At 63.1% G+C, this 18,051-nt stretch carries 18 protein-coding genes; 8 read left to right on the forward strand and 10 right to left on the reverse strand.

What is annotated here, in order from left to right; translation table 11 throughout:
* Positions 1-23: 23 nt before the first annotated feature.
* The 5 genes from EN824_RS12980 to EN824_RS13005 all read right to left on the reverse strand — a co-directional run bounded on the left by EN824_RS12980 (position 24) and on the right by EN824_RS13005 (position 5,328).
* On the reverse strand, positions 24-800 hold the full coding sequence (locus tag EN824_RS12980; protein ID WP_135865858.1) for an ATP-binding cassette domain-containing protein: 777 nt from the start codon (positions 798-800) through the stop codon (positions 24-26).
* Positions 797-1,645 carry an ABC transporter ATP-binding protein gene (locus EN824_RS12985; protein WP_189343707.1) on the reverse strand — a complete coding sequence of 283 codons (849 nt, stop codon included), beginning with the start codon at positions 1,643-1,645 and terminating at the stop codon, positions 797-799. Before EN824_RS12985 ends, EN824_RS12980 begins: the two co-directional genes overlap by 4 nt.
* Positions 1,642-2,472, reverse strand: coding sequence for an ABC transporter permease (locus EN824_RS12990; RefSeq protein ID WP_135932369.1), 831 nt, complete (start codon positions 2,470-2,472; stop codon positions 1,642-1,644). The genes EN824_RS12985 and EN824_RS12990 overlap by 4 nt, the downstream gene beginning before the upstream one ends.
* Positions 2,469-3,455 carry an ABC transporter permease gene (locus tag EN824_RS12995; protein WP_135932370.1) on the reverse strand — a complete coding sequence of 329 codons (987 nt, stop codon included), beginning with the start codon at positions 3,453-3,455 and terminating at the stop codon, positions 2,469-2,471. Before EN824_RS12995 ends, EN824_RS12990 begins: the two co-directional genes overlap by 4 nt.
* A gap of 262 nt (positions 3,456-3,717) precedes the next feature.
* Complete coding sequence (locus EN824_RS13005; RefSeq protein ID WP_135932371.1) at positions 3,718-5,328, reverse strand: ABC transporter substrate-binding protein; 1,611 nt, start codon at positions 5,326-5,328, stop codon at positions 3,718-3,720.
* A gap of 369 nt (positions 5,329-5,697) precedes the next feature.
* Between EN824_RS13005 and EN824_RS13010 the strand changes: the two genes are divergently transcribed.
* A complete protein-coding gene (locus EN824_RS13010; RefSeq protein ID WP_135932372.1) occupies positions 5,698-6,888 on the forward strand; it encodes a Xaa-Pro peptidase family protein in 1,191 nt (396 codons plus the stop codon).
* Between the two features lie 177 nt (positions 6,889-7,065).
* On the opposite strand, the gene EN824_RS13020 is transcribed toward EN824_RS13010, so the two are convergent.
* Genes EN824_RS13020 through EN824_RS13030 form a run of 3 tightly spaced genes read right to left on the reverse strand, consistent with a single transcriptional unit; the run spans position 7,066 to position 9,561 of the window.
* Entirely contained in the window at positions 7,066-7,482 is a 417-nt protein-coding gene (locus EN824_RS13020; protein ID WP_127279966.1) for a cupin domain-containing protein, read from the reverse strand.
* 6 nt (positions 7,483-7,488) lie between these two features.
* Positions 7,489-8,355, reverse strand: a complete 867-nt coding sequence (locus tag EN824_RS13025) for a phosphoenolpyruvate hydrolase family protein (protein WP_135932373.1) — start codon at positions 8,353-8,355, stop codon at positions 7,489-7,491.
* Between the two features lie 9 nt (positions 8,356-8,364).
* Entirely contained in the window at positions 8,365-9,561 is a 1,197-nt protein-coding gene (locus tag EN824_RS13030; RefSeq protein WP_135929404.1) for a Tm-1-like ATP-binding domain-containing protein, read from the reverse strand.
* Between the two features lie 100 nt (positions 9,562-9,661).
* On the opposite strand from EN824_RS13030, the gene EN824_RS13035 reads away from it, so the two are divergent.
* From EN824_RS13035 to EN824_RS13065, 7 genes are all read left to right on the forward strand, one after another.
* Complete coding sequence (locus tag EN824_RS13035; RefSeq protein WP_135932374.1) at positions 9,662-10,345, forward strand: TetR/AcrR family transcriptional regulator; 684 nt, start codon at positions 9,662-9,664, stop codon at positions 10,343-10,345.
* Positions 10,346-10,704: 359 nt separating this feature from the next.
* A complete protein-coding gene (locus tag EN824_RS13040) occupies positions 10,705-12,021 on the forward strand; it encodes an ABC transporter substrate-binding protein (protein ID WP_127279271.1) in 1,317 nt (438 codons plus the stop codon).
* Between the two features lie 69 nt (positions 12,022-12,090).
* Entirely contained in the window at positions 12,091-12,996 is a 906-nt protein-coding gene (locus EN824_RS13045) for a sugar ABC transporter permease (RefSeq protein WP_015315632.1), read from the forward strand.
* Between the two features lies 1 nt (position 12,997).
* Complete coding sequence (locus EN824_RS13050; protein ID WP_127279270.1) at positions 12,998-13,957, forward strand: carbohydrate ABC transporter permease; 960 nt, start codon at positions 12,998-13,000, stop codon at positions 13,955-13,957.
* A complete protein-coding gene (locus tag EN824_RS13055; RefSeq protein WP_127279269.1) occupies positions 13,954-14,184 on the forward strand; it encodes a hypothetical protein in 231 nt (76 codons plus the stop codon). Before EN824_RS13050 ends, EN824_RS13055 begins: the two co-directional genes overlap by 4 nt.
* Entirely contained in the window at positions 14,181-15,284 is a 1,104-nt protein-coding gene (locus tag EN824_RS13060) for an ABC transporter ATP-binding protein (RefSeq protein ID WP_135932375.1), read from the forward strand. Before EN824_RS13055 ends, EN824_RS13060 begins: the two co-directional genes overlap by 4 nt.
* Complete coding sequence (locus EN824_RS13065; RefSeq protein ID WP_127872317.1) at positions 15,284-16,369, forward strand: ABC transporter ATP-binding protein; 1,086 nt, start codon at positions 15,284-15,286, stop codon at positions 16,367-16,369. The genes EN824_RS13060 and EN824_RS13065 overlap by 1 nt, the downstream gene beginning before the upstream one ends.
* Before the next feature lie 7 nt (positions 16,370-16,376).
* Here EN824_RS13065 and EN824_RS13070 read toward each other — a convergent pair whose 3' ends face one another.
* Positions 16,377-16,808: a DUF4437 domain-containing protein gene (locus EN824_RS13070; RefSeq protein ID WP_135920264.1), complete on the reverse strand. Its 432-nt coding sequence runs from the start codon at positions 16,806-16,808 to the stop codon at positions 16,377-16,379.
* A 117-nt stretch (positions 16,809-16,925) separates the two neighbouring features.
* On the reverse strand, positions 16,926-17,897 hold the full coding sequence (locus tag EN824_RS13075) for an AraC family transcriptional regulator (protein ID WP_135932376.1): 972 nt from the start codon (positions 17,895-17,897) through the stop codon (positions 16,926-16,928).
* Between the last annotated feature and the right edge of the window lie 154 nt (positions 17,898-18,051).

The raw sequence follows: 18,051 nt of genomic DNA on the forward strand, positions 1-18,051 counted from the left end.
TGTGATCTTGCTCGAAGACCGGATCATGGTCTGCTTCTGTCCAATCTGGGCGCGGCCGCCACCAGCGCCTTGCCGACGGCCGATTGCGGTGCGTCGATAACGGTTCGGGCATCGCCGCTCTCGGCAATCCGCCCGCCGTCGAGAAGGATGACGCGGTGGGCGATCGCGCGCACCACGCCGAGATCATGCGAAATGAAGAGATAGGCGATCCGTTCCTGGTGCTGCAGGTCGAGCAGGAGATCGAGGATCTGGCCGCGCACCGAGACATCGAGCGCCGACACCGCTTCATCAAGCACGATCAGCGACGGCTTGGTGGCGATGGCGCGGGCAATCGCCACGCGTTGCCGCTGGCCGCCGGAGATTTCATGGATGGCGCGCGGTGCAAGACCGGCCGCAAGGCCGACCCGCTCCAGCAAGGCAGCGATGCGGCGCGGCCGCTCGGAGCGCGAGGCGACGCCATGAATGCGCAAAGGGTCGTCGAGGACGCGCGCCACGGTGGCGCGTGGGTTGAAGGCGGCGAGCGGATCTTGGAACACCATTTGCAGGCGGGCGCGGCGCACACGCAAGGGCGCGCCGCGCAGCGCCAAGAAATCATCGCCTTCGAATTCGATGCCTCCGCCATCCGGCTCGATCAAGCGCAACACCAGTCGCGCGATCGTCGATTTGCCGCTGCCGGAAGGCCCGGCCAGCGCCAGTGTTTCGCCGGGTTCGACATGAAAGGAGACATCGTCCACCGCGGCGAGGGTCTTGCCGCCGCGACCATAGCGTTTGGTGAGCTTGGACACCGTCAGCAGGCTCATCCATTCAGCCCGCTTCGGTTCAGCAAGGGTTGGGCGTCGAGGCCGATATGGGCGTCGAGCAGCGCGCGCGTGTAGGCTTGGGCGGGTGCGTCGATCATCTGCGCCGTCTTGCCAAGCTCCACCAACTGGCCATGTCGGAAGACCGCGATGCGTTCGGCAAGTTCGGCGGCGAGCGCGATGTCATGGCTGATGAACAGCAGCGTCATGCCGTCCTCTGCCACCAGCCGTCGGATCAGCACGACGATCTCGGCCTGCACGATGGTGTCGAGCGCGCTGGTTGCCTCGTCGGCGATCAGCAGTTTCGGCCCGGCGACAATCGCGGCGGCAATCGCCACACGCTGCTTCTGGCCGCCGGAAAGCTGGTGCGGGAAGGCGCGCAGGGCGGAGTCAGGGTCGGGCAAGCGGACGCGTTCGAGGAGGGTTCTGGCCTTGGCGTATGCCTGCTGCCATGTGAGGCCGAGATGGGTGCGGGCGACTTCGGCGATCTGCTTGCCGATGGTCATCACGGGATCGAGGCTTGCGGAGGGATCCTGAAAGACGAAGCCGATGTCGCGGCCGAGGAGGGGTGTCAGGTTTTGTCCGGAGTGAGACTTTGGCGTTCTGCGTTCTACGGCATCCAACGTTGGTAGAGAGAACCACTCGATGCTGCCTTCAATTTTCGAAGACAGTGGCAACAACCCCGCGATCGCCAGCGCCAGGGTGCTCTTGCCCGAACCGCTTTCACCGATGATCGCAAGCCGTTCGCCTGCGTGGAGATCGATAGTGATGTTCTTCAGCGCCGTGACCTCGATGCCATCGCCGCGGTAGGTCACCGAGAGATCGCGGATCGACGCCAGCGCGGTCACGACAGGCCCCTGCGCACGGCCGTCGTCTCGACGATGCCTACGCCGGCGAGATAGACGCTCAATACCGTCAACACCAGCGCAATGCCCGGGACGATCGACAGGAACGGCGCGGTGCGCAAGACAGTGCGGCCTTCCGCGATCATGCCGCCCCAGGTGACCCGGTTGGGATCGCCGAGGCCAAGGAAGGACAGGGCCGCTTCGGTGAGGATCGCGGCGGCGACGATCACCGATGACATCGCCAGCACCGGCGGCAAGGCGTTGGGCAGCACTTCGCGAAAGGCGATCTCCAGTGGATGCATGCCGATGACGCGGGCACCGGCGACATAGTCGCGCTCGCGGATCGACAGCACTTCCGCGCGGGCAATGCGCGCCGGTCCAGTCCAGGTGCCGAGCGCTATGGCCACGACGACGACGCCGAGCGAGGGGCCAACCACGCTGACGAAGGCTAGCGCCAGCAGGAAACCAGGCACGGTCTGGAACGCGTCGGTAATGCGCATCAGCACTTCGTCAATGAGGCCGCCGGCAAAGCCGGCCAGCGTGCCGACGACCGCGCCGACGACAAGGGCCGCGGCGGCTGCAGCGAGGCCGACAGCCAGCGAGGTGCGGGCGCCGTGGAACAGTTCGGCCAGCACGTCACGGCCGAGCCGATCGGTGCCGAGCGGCAGCGACCAATCCTGGAATGGCGGCAGCAGCGCGGGGCCGGCAATGGCTTGCGGATCCCCGGGAAACAGTAGCGAGGCCGACAGCGCCATGGCGAACAGCACCGCCAGAAGGAGAGTGCCGGCAACCGCCTCGGGCGTGCGCAGGAAGCGGCGCAGACGGCTCATGCGCCCGCCTCGCTGGCGCCGACGCGGGGGTCGAGAAAGGCATAGGCGATGTCGACGAGCAGGTTGATGAGGATGACGAGCACCGCGCTTGTGAGGATGATGCCAAGCAGCAAGGGGGTGTCGCGCGCGGCCACCGCTTCCTGCGCCAGCCGGCCGAGGCCGGGCACGGCAAAGACGCTCTCGATGACGACGCTGCCGCCCAGCATCTGCGCCGATTGCAGGCCAAGCATGGTGACCAGCGGCAAAAGTGCGTTGCGGGCGACATGGGCGAGCACGATGCGGCGGCGCGAAAGCCCCCTGGCGCGGGCGGCCAGCACGAAATCCTGACGCCAGGCCTCGGCCATGCCGGCGCGCATCATGCGCAGATAGAGCGCCAGGTAGATGAAGCCGAGCGCGGAAACCGGCAGCACCAGATGGATGGCGATGTCGGCGGCGCGGTTGAGACCGGTCTTGTCCGATGCCAGGGTCTCGATGCCGCCGATCGGCAACCAGCGCAGGTCGACGGCGAAGATCACGATCAGCACCAGGCCGAGCCAGAAGCCGGGTACGGCATAGAGCGCCAGCGAGGCGACGGAGAGAAAACGGTCGCGGAAGGTGCCGGGCCTTGCGCCGGCATAGATGCCGAGCGCCGAGCCGAGGCCGAAGGAGAGCGCGGTGGCGCTGACCATCAGGATGAGCGTGGTCGGCAGGCGTTCCAAGATGATCTGGCGGATCGGCCGGGAGAAAGTGACGGACTGGCCGAGGTCGAGATGCAGCAATGCCCAGAGATAGTTGGCGAGCCGGGTCAACTCCGACTGGTCAAGGCCCCAGCGATGGCGCAAGAGCTCGATCATGCCGGCGTCGCCGCCGGTCGAGACGATATAGGCGTCGACTGCGTCGCCGGGCGCGGCTTCAAGGAGAAGGAAGGTGCCGATGACGACGATAAGCAGAACGAAGATGCTGCCGATGAGGCGACGACGCAGGAGGACGAGGGCGCGAGTCATAATGATGGGACGCCGCTTGTAAACTTCTGAGGCCGTGCTCCACGGCGCCCCCCTCTGTCCTGCCGGACATCTCCCCCACTTGGGGGGAGATCAGTTGTCATCGCGGCTTTCGCCAATCGCCAACGTTGCAGGGAAGTGCGAGGCGCGGAAACCGCCAATCTCCCCCCTTGTGGGGGAGATGTCCGGCAGGACAGAGGGGGGCGCGAAGGAACTCTCATTCTCCGAATCTGAGCACCCCAAACTTCGATCCGCAAGTGCGGGATCAGCCCGCCAAATAGGTGTCCGCCCAGTTCGACACCGCCCAGCGCGGGTTGTTGGCGATGTTGCCCACCTTGTCACTGGCGACGCTGATAAAACTCCATTCGGCGACGTTGATCAGCGGCAGGTCGGCCGTGACTTGCCTCTGGAACTCCTTGTAGAGGTCGGTACGCGCCGTGGTGTCGAGCGTTTCCGATGCCTTGGTGATCAGCGCGTCGAGCGCAGGGTTTTTGTAGCCGCCCTGGTTGGAGAACGGCACGCCATCCGGAATGCCGCTCTGCACCAGGATGGTAGTCGAGATCGCCGGGTCGCCGCGGAAGACCGGCGGGCCGACCGCGAGGTCGAAGGCGTGGTCGGTGTAGACTGCCTTGATGTGGGCGGCCGAGTCGTTGTTGACCAGTTGCGCGTCGATGCCGATAGCCGCGAGCGCTTGGCGCAGATAGTCGCCGAACTGTTTGGTCTCGTTGAAATAGGGGGCCGGCAAGAGCTTGAGCGAGAAGCGGTTGCCGTCGGCGCCTTTCTTGTAGCCTGCCTCGTCGAGCAGGGCGTTGGCCTTGGCGACATCGAAGGCATAGGTCGGCACGTCGGCGGTGTAGAATTGCGGATCGTTCTTCGGCACCGGGCCGGTGGCGGTGGCGGCATAGCCGAGGAACACCGTCTTGACGACGAAATCCTTGTCGATGGCGTGCGCGATCGCCTGGCGCACCTTCACGTCGGCCAGTTCCTTGCGGCGATGGTTGATCTCGACGACGAGCTGGTAGGTCAGCCCCTCATAGCCCTTGGTGATGACCTTCAGGCCGGGAACCTTGGAGATGCGGTCGAGGTCGGCCAACGGCACGGCCGAGAAAGCCGCGAGCTGGATTTCTTGCGCTTCCAGCGCCGCAGCGGCGGAGGTGCGGTCGGGCAGGACCTGATAGATGATCTCGTCGAGATAGGGCTCGTCCTTGCCCCAATAGTCCGTGTTCTTCGTCAGCCGGTAATACTGGCCGGCCTTGTGCTCGCCGAACTTGAACGGACCGGTACCGATCGGCGCGTTGTTGGCCGGGTTGTCCTCGATCTTGCCGACCTCGTAGACGTGCTTCGGCACCACGCTCGACAGCGCCGGCAGGGCGTTGCGGATCAGCTGGAACGGCGTCGGCTTGGCGAATTTGAACACGGCGGTCAGATCGTCTGGTGTGTCGACCGCGCTGAGGTCCTTGAACACGGTGCGGCCGAGATTCTGCAGCGGCTTCCAGATCTGCAGCGCCGAGAAGGCGACATCGGCCGAGGTGAATGGCTTGCCGTCATGCCATTTGACTCCTTCGCGCAGCTTGAACGTCGCCGACAGTCCGTCGGCGGCCCCTTCCCAGCTCACCGCCAGCCGTGGCGCAAGCCCGTCCTTGCCGTCGAAGGAGGCTTCCGCCAGCGTCTCGACGATCTTGCTGGAGATGAAGAAAACGCCGTTCGAGGCGACGATCGCCGGGTTGAGATTGCGCGGCTCGGAGTCGGCGGCAAGCACGAGCCGGCCACCCTTCTTCGGCGTCTGTCCCCAACCCAGCGCCGGCATGGCCGTGGAGGCCAGCAGCATCGCCGAGCCGGTAAGCATGGTGCGTCTGGAAATGGTGAAACCTGACATGATCGAACTCCGTCCTCTCCGCGCGACCCGACCCGGGCGCGACACCCCTAGAACGCCGGCGTGCATCGGCATCCTTGCGGCGGGGATTATGAGCCTTGCGAAGGGTTTCGCCAGAGACGGAATTGGCGCATCCTTGCTTGGCTTTGAAATTTTCGTCCGCTGGACCAGTTTGGCATAAGTTCATTCAATTCCTTTGTCTGGTAGGACCAGATATCCGGATAGCTGGACCGAAGACCGGCTTGACGCCGCATGGACGGGCATTCATACCGTTTCTGGCTGGACCAGAGTGATCAAAGTAGTGCAGATTTGATCGCGAACCAGCGGATCGCTGCTAAACAGCGCCGATCGCGGCAATTCAGGGAGAGAGTGATGAACATTGCGCCGGGCAAGAATGCCGTCAGCAATATCCCGTTCGACCAGGCACGTGTCGACCGGCTGATGGAGGAGGCCGGCATCGACGTGCTGCTCGCGACCTCCAAGCACAACACGCAGTACCTGTTGGGCGGCTACAAGTTCATCTTCTTTGCCGCCATGGATGCGATCGGCCACAGCCGTTACCTGCCGATCGTCGTCTACGAAAAGGGCGGACCGGACCATGCGGCCTATATCGGCAACCGCATGGAGGGCGGCGAGCACCAGAACCATCCGTTCTGGACGCCGACGCTGCATGCCGCCTGCTGGGGCACGCTCGACGCCGCGAACCTTGCCGTCGAGCATGTCAGGAAGATCGGCAAGGAGGGCGCGCGCATCGGTATCGAACCCGGCTTCCTGCCGTCGGACGCCTATGCGCTGATCCGCAAGGCATTGCCCGACGCGAAATTGATCGACGCGACCGACATGCTGGAGCGCATGCGTGCCATCAAGACCGATGCCGAGCTCGAAAAGCTGCGCACCGCCTCCGAGTTGATCACCGATTCCATGCTGGCGACCATTGCCTGGGCGCATGAGGGCACGACCAAGGCCGAGATGATCGAGCAGGTCAGGCGCGAGGAGACCAATCGCGGCGCGCATTTCGAATATTGCCTGCTGACGCTTGGCTCCAGCCACAACCGCGCCGCTTCGCTACAGGCGTGGAAGAAGGGCGAGGTGCTGTCGATCGATTCCGGCGGCAATTATCACGGCTATATCGGCGACCTCTGCCGGATGGGCATTCTAGGCGAACCCGATGCCGAGCTGGAGGATTTGCTGGCTGAGGTCGAGACGGTGCAGCAGGCGGCGTTTTCGAAGGTTAGGGCAGGTGTGCTGGGCGGCGACATGATTGCTTCCGCCGAGGGCGTGCTGAAGAAATCCAAAGTCGCGCCCTATACGGATTTCTTCGCCCACGGCATGGGCTTGATCACCCATGAGGCGCCGTTCCTGATGACCAACCATCCGGTGACCTATGAAGGCACCTATGCGGCCAAACCGCTTGAGAAAAACATGGTGCTGTCGGTGGAGACCACCATGCTTCACCCGACGCGCGGCTTCATCAAGCTGGAGGACACGCTGGCGGTGACCGAGGCGGGATATGTGATGTTTGGCGATCGCGGGCGGGGTTGGAATAGGGGTGGGATTTCATGATGCCCAAGGCTGGCGCTGCCCCTCATCCGCCTGCCGGCACCTTCTCCCCGTAGAACGGGGAGAAGAAGGCAGCTTCGGCGATTGGCGAAAGCGGCGATGACAGCATATTTCTCCCCGTCACTATACGGGGAGAAATGTCCGGCAGGACAATGAGGGGCGGCGCGACCCTTGAAGGGTTCACTCCCCCGCCGGCACCAGCCTGAAATCCGGAAGCTCCCTTAGCACCAGCTCCGGCCCGGCCGGCGAATAGACCACAAACAGCTGCATCGGCCCGTCACCAGTGTTGAGCGTCGAGTGGAACCGGCTTTCCGGCACATAGATTGTGCAGCCGGGGCCAACCTTTTCGACCACCGGATTGCCCTTCTCGTCCTCGACCATCTGTTCGCCGTGGCCCGAAATGACGAAGATGATTTCCTCGGCGCCCGGATGGTTGTGGCGGGTATGGCCCTTGCCCGAGGGCAGGTCGACGACGCCGCCGGAAAAGCGGGTCGCGCCATTCACTTCGGGCGCAACGGTCAGGGACAATTTCCCCCAGTCGAAGCCGAAGGCGCTGACGTCCTTCGGATAGACAAACACCTTGCTCTTGTCGGTCATCTCTCATCATCCCTTCTTCTTCTTCGCGGGCGCTCTGTCGTCGCCCAGTGTGACGGCCTTGAAATCCGCCGTCTGCCTGGCGATCGCGGCTTCCGCCGGCAGCCGTTCCATCGAGCTCGCGCCATAGAAGCCGTGCAGGCCCTTGGCATGGGAGAGGATGTAGCGCGCATCGTCCGGCATCGAGATCGGGCCGCCATGGCAAAGCAGGATGACATCCTTGCGCACCGAGCGCGCTGCCTCGGCAATGGCGTCGATGGCAACGACGCAGTCGTCGAGCGACCTGGCCGAGGTGGCGCCGATCGAGCCGCCCGTCGTCACCCCCATATGGGCGACGACGATGTCGGCTCCGGCCTGGGTCATGGCACGCGCTTCTTCGGGGTTGAAGACATAAGGCGTGGTCAAAAGGTCGAGCTTGTGCGCCTCGGCGATCATGTCGACCTCGAGGCCGAAGCCCATGCCGGTTTCTTCGAAACTCTGCCGCATGCTGCCGTCGAACAGGCCGATGGTCGGAAAATTCTGCACGCCGGAAAAGCCCATCGTCTTCAGTTCCGCCAAAAGCAGCGGCATGATGACGAAGGGATCGGTGCCGTTGACGCCGGCCAGCACCGGGGTCTTCTTGACCACCGGCAAGACCTCGTAGGCCATCTCCTTGACGATCTCGTTGGCGTTGCCATAGGCGAGCAGGCCGGCGGCCGAGCCGCGACCCGCCATGCGGTAGCGGCCGGAATTGTAGATGATGATCAGGTCGATGCCGCCGGCTTCCTCGGCCTTGGCCGACAGGCCGGTGCCGGCGCCGCCGCCGACGATCGGCACGCCCTTGTCGATCATTCCCCTGAACTTCTTCAATATGTCCTTGCGCGGTATGGCTGGCATGTCTGGGTCTCACTGTCTGGCAATGTCGAGGAAGGCGGCGGTTGCCGCTTGGGCGAATTCGGGGTCGTTGATGTGCAGCGGCAGGCGGGTGACGCGGCGCGTCGCATTCGGCCTGATGGTGCGCTCGATGGCGTCGAACAGGACGGCGTCGGCTTCCGGATCGAAGAAGGCGCCGCCTTCGATGTCGAGCGCGGAGACGCCTTTTTCCGGGATCAGAAAATGCACCGGACCTTCGCACTGGGCGAGCCTGGTGCCAATCCATTCGCCGATCGCGCGGCATTCCTGCGCGGTCGTGCGCATCAACGTGACGTTGGGGTTATGCTCGTAGAACAGCCGGTCGCGATGCTGTTCCGGGATGGTCGAAGGCGCCCAGAAGTTGATCATGTCGAGGGCGCCGACCGAGCCGACATAGGGCAGGCCGGTGCGGGCGATGGCACCGAAACGATCCTGCGTCGCCGGCAGAACGCCGCCGAACAGCAGGTCGCAGACCTCCGTCGTGGTGATGTCGATGACACCTGACAGCAGGCTGCTGTCGGCCAATTTCTCCATGCTGCGGCCTCCGGTGCCGGTGGCATGGAAGACCATGCAGTCGTAGACGTCGCGCAATCGATCGGCGATTGCGGTCACGCAAGGCGTGGTGACGCCGAACATGGTGAGGCCGATCGACGCCTTGCCGTCCGCTGCCGGCGCTGGATTGCCTGCCATGCCCGCTATCGCCTGGGCGGCGTTGTGCAGCACGACACGCGACAGCCGGTTGAGGCCGGCCATGTCGGTCACCGATGGCATCATGACGATGTCGGAGACGTCGACATAGGGAGCGGTGTCGCCGGAGGCAAGCGTCGAGACCATGATCTTAGGCAGGCCGAGCGGCAGCGCGCGCATGCCCGCGGTGACGATCGAGGTGCCGCCGCCGCCGCCGATGCCGATCACGCCGGCAATGTCATTTCGCGACTGGATGAATCGGGTGAAGGCGACGCCCATGGCGGCGACCGCCGCGCCACGATCATTGCCGCCGAGCACGGCCGTGCTGCCGCCGGGATGATGCGCCGCGACATCTGTGGCACCGATGTCGACAGATATTGTTGCCTCTCGCGTTCCGACATCGACACGGCAGACTACTGCGCCGGTGGCAGCGATGGCATCGGCCAGGAAGCCGAGTTCCTCGCCTTTCGTGTCGGTCGTGCCCACCACATAGACGCGCTTCATCAAGGGTCCCCAATCCTGGCGGCTGCGATGCGTGTGTCTCATCGCCAGGGTCGCGCTGGGCTGCCATTGCAATTTTTTGAGACGCGCGTATCGTATTGGTATGGATGTCTCACGTCAACAACCGGCAACGAACGACGATACCGGTGAGAGAGCCGAGCGCGGACCCCGCGCGCGTACAAAACGGCTGATGCTGGAGACGGCGACAAGGCTGATGCAGGCGGGTGTCACCCCGTCGGTCAGCGAAGTGGCGGAGGCGGCGCAAGTGTCCCGCGCCACCGCCTATCGCTATTTTCCGAGTCAGTCAGCGTTAGTGCAGGCGGTCGTCGACGAGGGGCTCGGGCCGATCCTCACCTGGAAATCCACCGCCGCCGATGCCGAGCGCCGCGTGGCCGAACTGTTCGATACGGCCATGCCGCGCATCGAGGCCTTCGAGGCCACATTCAAGGCAGCGTTGAAGTTGTCGCTTGATCAATGGGCGCGGCGCCAGGCGGGCACGCTGGGCGGCGAGCCGGCCTTCACGCGCGGCCATCGGGTCGAATTGCTGAAGGAGGCGCTGGCGCCACTCAAGGGCCGCTTGCCGCCGCGCGACTTCAAGCGGCTGGCGCAGGCGCTGTCGCTGATCTTCGGTGTGGAGGTGCTGATCGTGCTCAAGGATATATGGGGGCTGGACAGCCGCCGGACGATGTCGGTCGCGCAATGGGCGGCGCGTGCGCTGGTGCGCGCGGCGATCGCGGAGTCGGCCGTCGATACGGCCCGGATCATGCAGGGAACGACACAGAAATAGCGCTTATCTGGTTCTACCAGATTTGGGTGTCGACTAGCGATAATAGTTCCAAGGCAAAAGTCCGTACAAGGCCAAAGCGTATCAATGAGTAGGAAAATATAGAGAAAACAGGTGGATAAGTCTGGAATTCGCCGACTTTGTCCGACATCACTGCTCAAGAAAGGGCTTGACGGGCATTCACAATTGGTAATACCAGATTTGGAAAGAAAAGCGGATCGAAAGTGAGGGCTGCGATCCATTTCCGGACAGGGCGAGGAGGCTCCGAATTCGGAAAGCGCGACCACGGGAGGAACTACCAGGGCCGGCTCCGTCGCCGGCTCGCAAGACAGGGTAGAATGCGCACAAGGGAGGAAATCATTATGCGCAAGTTAGTGACCAGCATGCTTGCTGGTATCGGCTTAACGCTTGCCTGCGGAACGTCCGTCTACGCGCAGGAAAAGTCGCTCACCATCTTCTGGGCGGAGTGGGATCCGGCCAATTACCTGCAGGAACTCGGCAACGAGTACGAGAAGGAAACCGGCGTCAAGATCACGGTGGAAACCACGCCCTGGTCCGACTTCCAGACCAAGGCCTTCACCGAGTTCAACGCCCATGGCGACGCCTATGACCTGGTCGTCGGCGACTCTCAGTGGCTCGGGGCCGGCTCCACCGGCGGCCACTATGTCGACCTGACCGACTTCTTCAAGAAGCATGATCTCGGCAACGTCATGGCACCGGCGACGGTGAAATATTATGCCGAGTATCCCGGCAACAGCGGCAAATACTGGGCGATCCCGCTCGAGGGCGACGCCGTCGGCTGGTCCTATCGCAAGGACTGGTTCGAGGATCCCAAGGAAAAGGAAGCCTTCAAGGCCAAGTATGGCTACGACCTCGACGTGCCGAAGGATTTCAAGGCGCTGCGTGACATCGCGGAGTTCTTCCACCGGCCGGACCAGAAGAGATACGGCATCGCCATCTACACCGACAACTCCTATGACGCGATGGCGATGGGCTTCGAGAACGCGCTGTTCTCCTATGGCGGTGAATTGGGCGATTACACGACCTACAAGGTCGACGGCCATATCAACTCCGACAAGGCGGTTGCCGCGCTCGATGCCTACAAAGAACTCTACAAGTTCACACCTCCGGGCTGGGCCAAATCGTTCTTCGTCGAGGACAACCAGGCAATCACGGAAAACCTGGCCGCGATGAGCATGAACTTCTTCGCGTTCTTCCCCTCGCTGATCAACGAGGCCTCGAACCCGAATGCCAAGAACACCGGCTTCTTCGCTAACCCTCCCGGTCCAAATGGCGACCAGTTCGCCGCACTGGGCGGGCAAGGCATCTCCGTCATCTCGTATTCGAAGAAGCAGGACGAGGCGATGAAGTTCCTCGAATGGTTCATCAAGGACGAGACCCAGAAGAAGTGGGCGGCCCTCGGCGGCTACACCTGTAGCCAGGCAGTGCTCAAGTCGCCTGAGTTCCAGAACGCCACGCCCTACAACAAGGCCTTCTACGAGACCATGTTCAAGGTGAAGGACTTCTGGGCGGTGCCGGAATACGCCGAACTGCTGCAGCAGCTCAACCAGCGCATCTACCCCTACATGATCGGCGGCAGTGGCACCGCCAAGGAAACGCTGGACGCATTGGCTGGAGACTGGAACGCGACCTTCAAGAAATACGGCCGCGTGCAATAATCCTTCATGTCCCGCGGAGGGGGCGGTGTCGCCTCCTCCGTTTCTTTTTCTTGAACCGGGAGCAGGGTCTTGGCGACCACGATGATCACCACCCTCGACAGATCCTCGCGCGCCGCGGCACGCGGCCTGAGCGATATCTCCATCCGCAATCTCTTCATCATTCCGACGGTTCTGTTCCTGATCGTCTTCAACATTTTTCCGCTGATTTACTCGCTCGGCTATTCCTTCACCGATTTTAGAGCGTCGACCAATGCGCCGGCGAATTTCGTCGGGCTGCAGAACTATCGCGACCTGCTCAACGACCCCTACGTCTGGTCGAACTTCGCCATCACGGCGAAATACGTGATTGTCTCGGTCGTCGGACAGTTGCTTGTCGGCTTCGGCGTGGCGATGCTGCTCAACCGGGATATCCCGCTCAAGGGTCTTATCACCACGCTGCTGCTGCTGCCGATGATGCTGTCGATGGCGGTCGTCGGGCTGTTCTGGAAACTGCTTTATGACCCATCATGGGGTGTCATCAACTATGCGCTCGGGCTCGGCAATTTCGAGTGGCTGGCCGATCCCAAGATGGCGCTCTACGCCGTTGCGTTGACCGACATCTGGATGTGGTCGCCCTTCGTCATGCTGCTGTCGCTGGCCGGCCTGTCAGCGGTGCCGAAGCATCTCTATGAGGCCGCCGCGATCGACCGCGCCGGGCCGTTCTACACCTTCTTCCGCATCACCCTGCCGCTGGTCGCGCCGATCCTGATGATCGCGGTCATTTTCCGCACCATGGAAGCGTTCAAGACCTTCGACCTCGCCTACATCCTGACCAGCCAGCCGACGGCCGAGCTGATATCGATCCGGCTCTACAAGATGGCGTTCCAGGAATGGCAGACCGGGCGCTCCTGCGCGATGGCCTACATCGTGCTGATCATGGTGCTGGCGATCACCAACATCTACGTCAAATATCTCAACAAGGTGAAGGAGCGCTGAGATGGCCGCCGTCCGCACTTCTTCCGAAATCACCTTCAACCGCGTCGCCATCGTCGCCGTGCTGCTGGTGACCATCATCTTCCTGGCGCCGATCTACTGGATCGCCTCGACCGCGTTCAAGCCGCGCAATCTTGCCACCACCATTCCGCCGACCGTCGTCTTCCAGCCGGAGATATCGCCCTTCGTGAAGCTGTTCACCAAGCGCTCCCAATTGCGCAGTCCGCCTTCGCCGGAAGAGTACGCGGCCGCCCCATGGTGGGAGCGCGTCGTGTTCGACGGCGGTGAAAAGATCGTGCGCGACGGCAAGGGCCAGGTGCAGTGGTCGGGCTATCCGAGCCGCTTCCTGAACTCGCTGATCATCGCCATCACTTCGACGGTGCTGGCTGTCGGTATGGGCACGTTCACCGCCTATGGCTTCTCTCGCTTCAAGGTGAAAGGAGAGGCGGACCTGCTCTTCTTCATCCTGTCGACACGCATGCTGCCACCGGTGGTGGTGGCGATCCCGATGTTCCTGATGTACCGCGCGGTCGGCCTCAACGATTCCCATATCGGCCTGATCATCCTCTACACTGCCTTCAACCTGTCCTTCTCGGTGTGGCTGATGAAGGGTTTCATGGACGAAATCCCGAAGGAGTATGAGGAGGCGGCACTCGTCGACGGCTACACACGCATGGAGGCCTTCTTCAAGATCGTGCTGCCGGAGGCCGCCACCGGCATCGCCGCCACAGCCGTGTTCTGCTTCATCACCGCGTGGAACGAATATGCCTTCGCGCTGATCATGACCAACCGCCGCGCCCAGACGGCGCCGCCGTTCATTCCCAGCCAGGTCGGCTCCGGCCTGCCGGACTGGACGGTGATTGCCGCCGGAACCTTCCTGTTCCTGCTGCCGGTCGCCATCTTCACCTTCCTGCTTCGCAATCATCTGCTGCGCGGCATGTCCTTCGGAGCGATCCGCAAATGAGCTTTCGCGCCATCAATCAGAAATATCTGGAGCCCGGTAGCCAAGTGCTGATGGTGCTCGGCATCGTCGCACTCTGCCAGCCGTGGAACATGCTGCTGCACAGCTACGGCCTGACCATCATCCTGATCGGGCTGATCGGTTTCAACATCACCTCGAAGATAGCGCCAGAGGAAGAGGCCGGCACCGGCCATGGCGCGGATACGCGAAATCCGGGAGCACAGCATTGACCCAGATAGAGCTTCGCGGCGTCCAGAAATTCTTCGGTGCCGTCCAGGTCATCAAGGACCTCAACCTCAAGATCGCGGACAATGAGTTCATCGTGCTGCTTGGACAGTCCGGCTGCGGCAAAACGACGACGTTGCGCGCCATCGCCGGACTGGAAACCATCGGCGAGGGCGACATCCTCATCGACGGCAAGCCGGTCCAGCATTTGAAGGCGGCCGACCGCGATATCGCCATGGTCTTCCAGTCGTTTTCACTCTACCCTCATATGAGCGTCTACGAGAACATCGCCTTTCCGCTCCGCGCCACGCGCAAGAGCAAAAGCGAGATCGACCAGGAAGTACGCTCGGTCGCCAAGACGCTGCAAATTTCAGACCTGTTGGCCAAGAAACCGTCGGCGCTTTCAGGCGGCGACATGCAGCGGGTGGCGATCGGCCGGGCGCTGGTGCGGCGGCCGAAGGCGATGCTGATGGATGAGCCGATCGGCGCGCTCGACGCCAAGCTGCGCGAAGAGATGCGGGCCGAGATCAAGCGGCTGCACATCAAGCAGGGCTCGACCACCATCTACGTCACCCACGACCAGATCGAGGCGATGAGCCTCGCCGACCGCATCGTCATCATGCACGAGGGCGTGTTGCAGCAGGTGGGAACGCCCGACGAGGTCTATTCGCAGCCGGCCAATCTGTTCGTGGCCCAGTTCGTCGGCAGCCCGGTGATGAATGTCGCCGACGCGGCGGTGACCGAGAAAGCCTCGGCCGCATCGGTGACCCTAGGCGACGCGGCCACCGGCTTCGAGTTTCCCAGCACGCTGCTGTCGAAGCTCAACGGTCATGCCGGCGACGCGTTGGCGCTCGGCATCCGGCCCGAAGGGGTGCTCATTCGCCGTGATGCGGCCGACGGCTTCATGGCGGTCGAGACGCAGATCGTCGAACCGCTCGGCTCCTTCGACATCGTCGACCTCAAGGTCGGCTCCAATATGCTGCGTGCCCGCACCAAGAGCGGCTTCATTTCAGGCCCCGGCGAAAAGGTCTTTGCCAGGATCGATCCGACGCAGGCGCATTTCTTCGACAAGGCAAGCGGCAAGTCGCTTGAGGTGAGGCTCTGATGGCCCATATCCAGCTCAAGAATATCTCCAAGACGTTCGGTAACCACACGGCCTTGACCGGGCTCGACCTCGACATCGCCGATGGCGAATTCTTCGTCCTGCTCGGCGAAACGGGCGCCGGCAAGACGACCACGCTGCGGCTGATCGCCGGGCTGGAGAAGCCGAGCGCGGGGCAGGTCTTCATCGATGGGGTCGACGTTGCCGACTGGGGCGCGGCCGAGCGCGACGTGGCGCTGGTGCTGCAGCAATATTCGCTCTACCCGCGCTACACGGTGCGCGAAAACCTCGAATTTCCGTTGAAGCCGAAGATCCGCAGGTTGCCTGACGCCGAGATCAAGGACCGCGTCGACCGCGCCGCCCGCACGCTACGGATCGAGCACCTGCTCGACCGCAAGACCGACCGGCTGTCCGGCGGCGAAATGCAGCGCGTCTCCATCGGCCGCGCCATCGTGCGCAAGCCGCGCGTGTTCCTGATGGACGAGCCGCTGTCGGCGCTCGACGCCAAATTGCGCGAGGCGCTGCGCACCGAGTTGAAGAACCTGCAGATACAGCTCGGCGCCACTTTCCTGTTCGTTACCCACGACCAGATCGAGGCGATGTCGATGGGTGACAAAGTCGGCGTGCTCAACCATGGCCGCATCATCCAGACCGGCACGCCTCACGAGATCTACAACAACCCGCGCGACACCTACGTGGCGAGCTTCGTCGGCTCGCCGCCGATGAACCTCATCGACGGCAGGCTGGTGAACGGCCGTGCGGTGATGGCGCCATTGAATTTTGAACTGCCGTTTGCAGGGGGAGCCAAGGCGAGTGGGGCGACCGAGGGTCGCCCGCTCGTCTTCGGCATCCGTCCGGAGGATGTGTATCTGGAAAGCGGCGCACCGGTCGAGGCGCGTGTCCACGACGTCGAGAACCATGGCGTGGAAAAGATCCTGACGCTGCGGGTCGGCGATACAACCCTGCGCGCCACGGTGCCGGCCAGGACCGATGTCGCGATCGAGCAACCGGTGCGCTTTGCCTGGAACCCCGACAAGGTGGTGCTGTTCGACAAGGGCAGTGGAGTCAGCTTGCGGCACGCGTCATAAGGCGCGGCTATTTCGGCAGGTAGGTCTCGTAAGGCGTGTCGTTGATCAACAGGATCACGCATTCCGTCTGCGAGAGGCAGGCGTCGTCATGCATCTCATCGGCCTTCTGGGTCCAGTAGGATCCAGGTGGCAGTTCGACCTTGCTCGCCTCGCCGCCTTGCATCTGCCAGTGCGCCCATAGACCCTGGATGACCACGGCGCGATAGTCGGCGGTGTGCGCGTGCACGGGGGCGCGCCAGTTGCCCGGGACTTTCAGCAAGGTTCCGGCGGACCCCTTGGCCCTTTCGCCCCACAGTGGTCCCAGGCGCTGCGGCTGGTCAAGCGCCTCGGCGACGTAAGGGATCTTGCCTGCCGGCAGATAGCTGTCCTCGAGAGCAAAGGCGCGTCCTGGAATGACCGACAGGACACCAAGCGCGAGCAGTACGAAATGATTGGCCATGGGATTTCCTCCACGGGCCAGCCTATCCGCCGGAAGCCGGCCGGCAATGACGCCGCGTCCAAAAGACCCTGCAATTCCTCCAGCCGGGAAGGATTGGCGTGATTTGGCTGCCTGACGTCAGGACGGCTCTTCGCCGGCACCAATGTGGCGCAGATGGCTCGGCGCCACGCCCATCACCCGCTTGAAGGCGCGGCTGAAGGATGCTTCCGAATCATAGCCCAGTTTCGCCGCCGCCACCGATACCCTCATGCCATCCCGGGCCAACCATTGCCGGGCCTGGTGCATGCGCACGCGCAGCACATATTTGGCCGGCGTCTCTCCGACCACTGTTGCGAAGCGCTGGGCAAAGGCGGAGCGCGAGGCTCCCATCATCCGCGCCAGTGCCTCGACGCTCCAATCACGATCCGGCTGCAGGTGGATGGTTGCCAGCACCTTGCCGACGTCGGGATTGCGGACGGCCGCGATCCAGCCGGTGGCATCGCCACAGCCGTTCTCGACCCAGGAGCGGATGATCGTGGCGGCGAGCACATCGGCAAGGCGGGCAAGGATGCCGCCGGAGCCGACCCGGTCCATCGTCACTTCGCCGGCCATCGCGTCGAGCAGATGCTGAATGCCCGGTGCGTTCGCCATCAGCTTATGCGCCTGCATCAGGTTGGGCATCATGTCGAGCAGCGGGTGCGAGCCGTCGAGATTGAAATGCATGCTGCCGCAAAACAGCAAGGTCTTGGGGCCGCCACACTCGTTGGAGACGTCGTAGATGTTTTCGCACACCGGTTCGATCGTGTAGCGGCCGATCGGCACCGGGGGCACGCCGGGCGCGCTGGCCAGGACATGCGCGTCGCCGCGCGGGATCAAAAGCGCGTCGCCCACGGATAGTTCGATCCACTCCTTGGCCGGTGAGAACAGCCAGCAGCCCTGCTGGCCGATGAAATGAAACCGAGCCGCCTTCTGTGCGGGAAAGGAAACGGCCCAGGGCTCGCCCAACACGCAGCGGCCGTAGTCGACGCCGTCGAGCCGTAATCCACGCAGCATGTCGGTCAGCGGATCACCGGAAGTCGGCTGCGCCATTTTGGACGAATTGTAATTCATTCCGGCGTTTCTAGCATGGAAACTCCAACTCGTCACTCCCATGTTGCGGTGCAGCCAAATGCTGCGCTGCAAACAAATCGAAGACCGGCCGCATAGCCAAGCCACGACGGCAAGCATGTAACGGGTGATGCCAGAGCCCGGTTGTTTTCTATGT

Source organism: Mesorhizobium sp. M8A.F.Ca.ET.181.01.1.1, from assembly GCF_004792025.1.
Classification (GTDB): domain Bacteria; phylum Pseudomonadota; class Alphaproteobacteria; order Rhizobiales; family Rhizobiaceae; genus Mesorhizobium.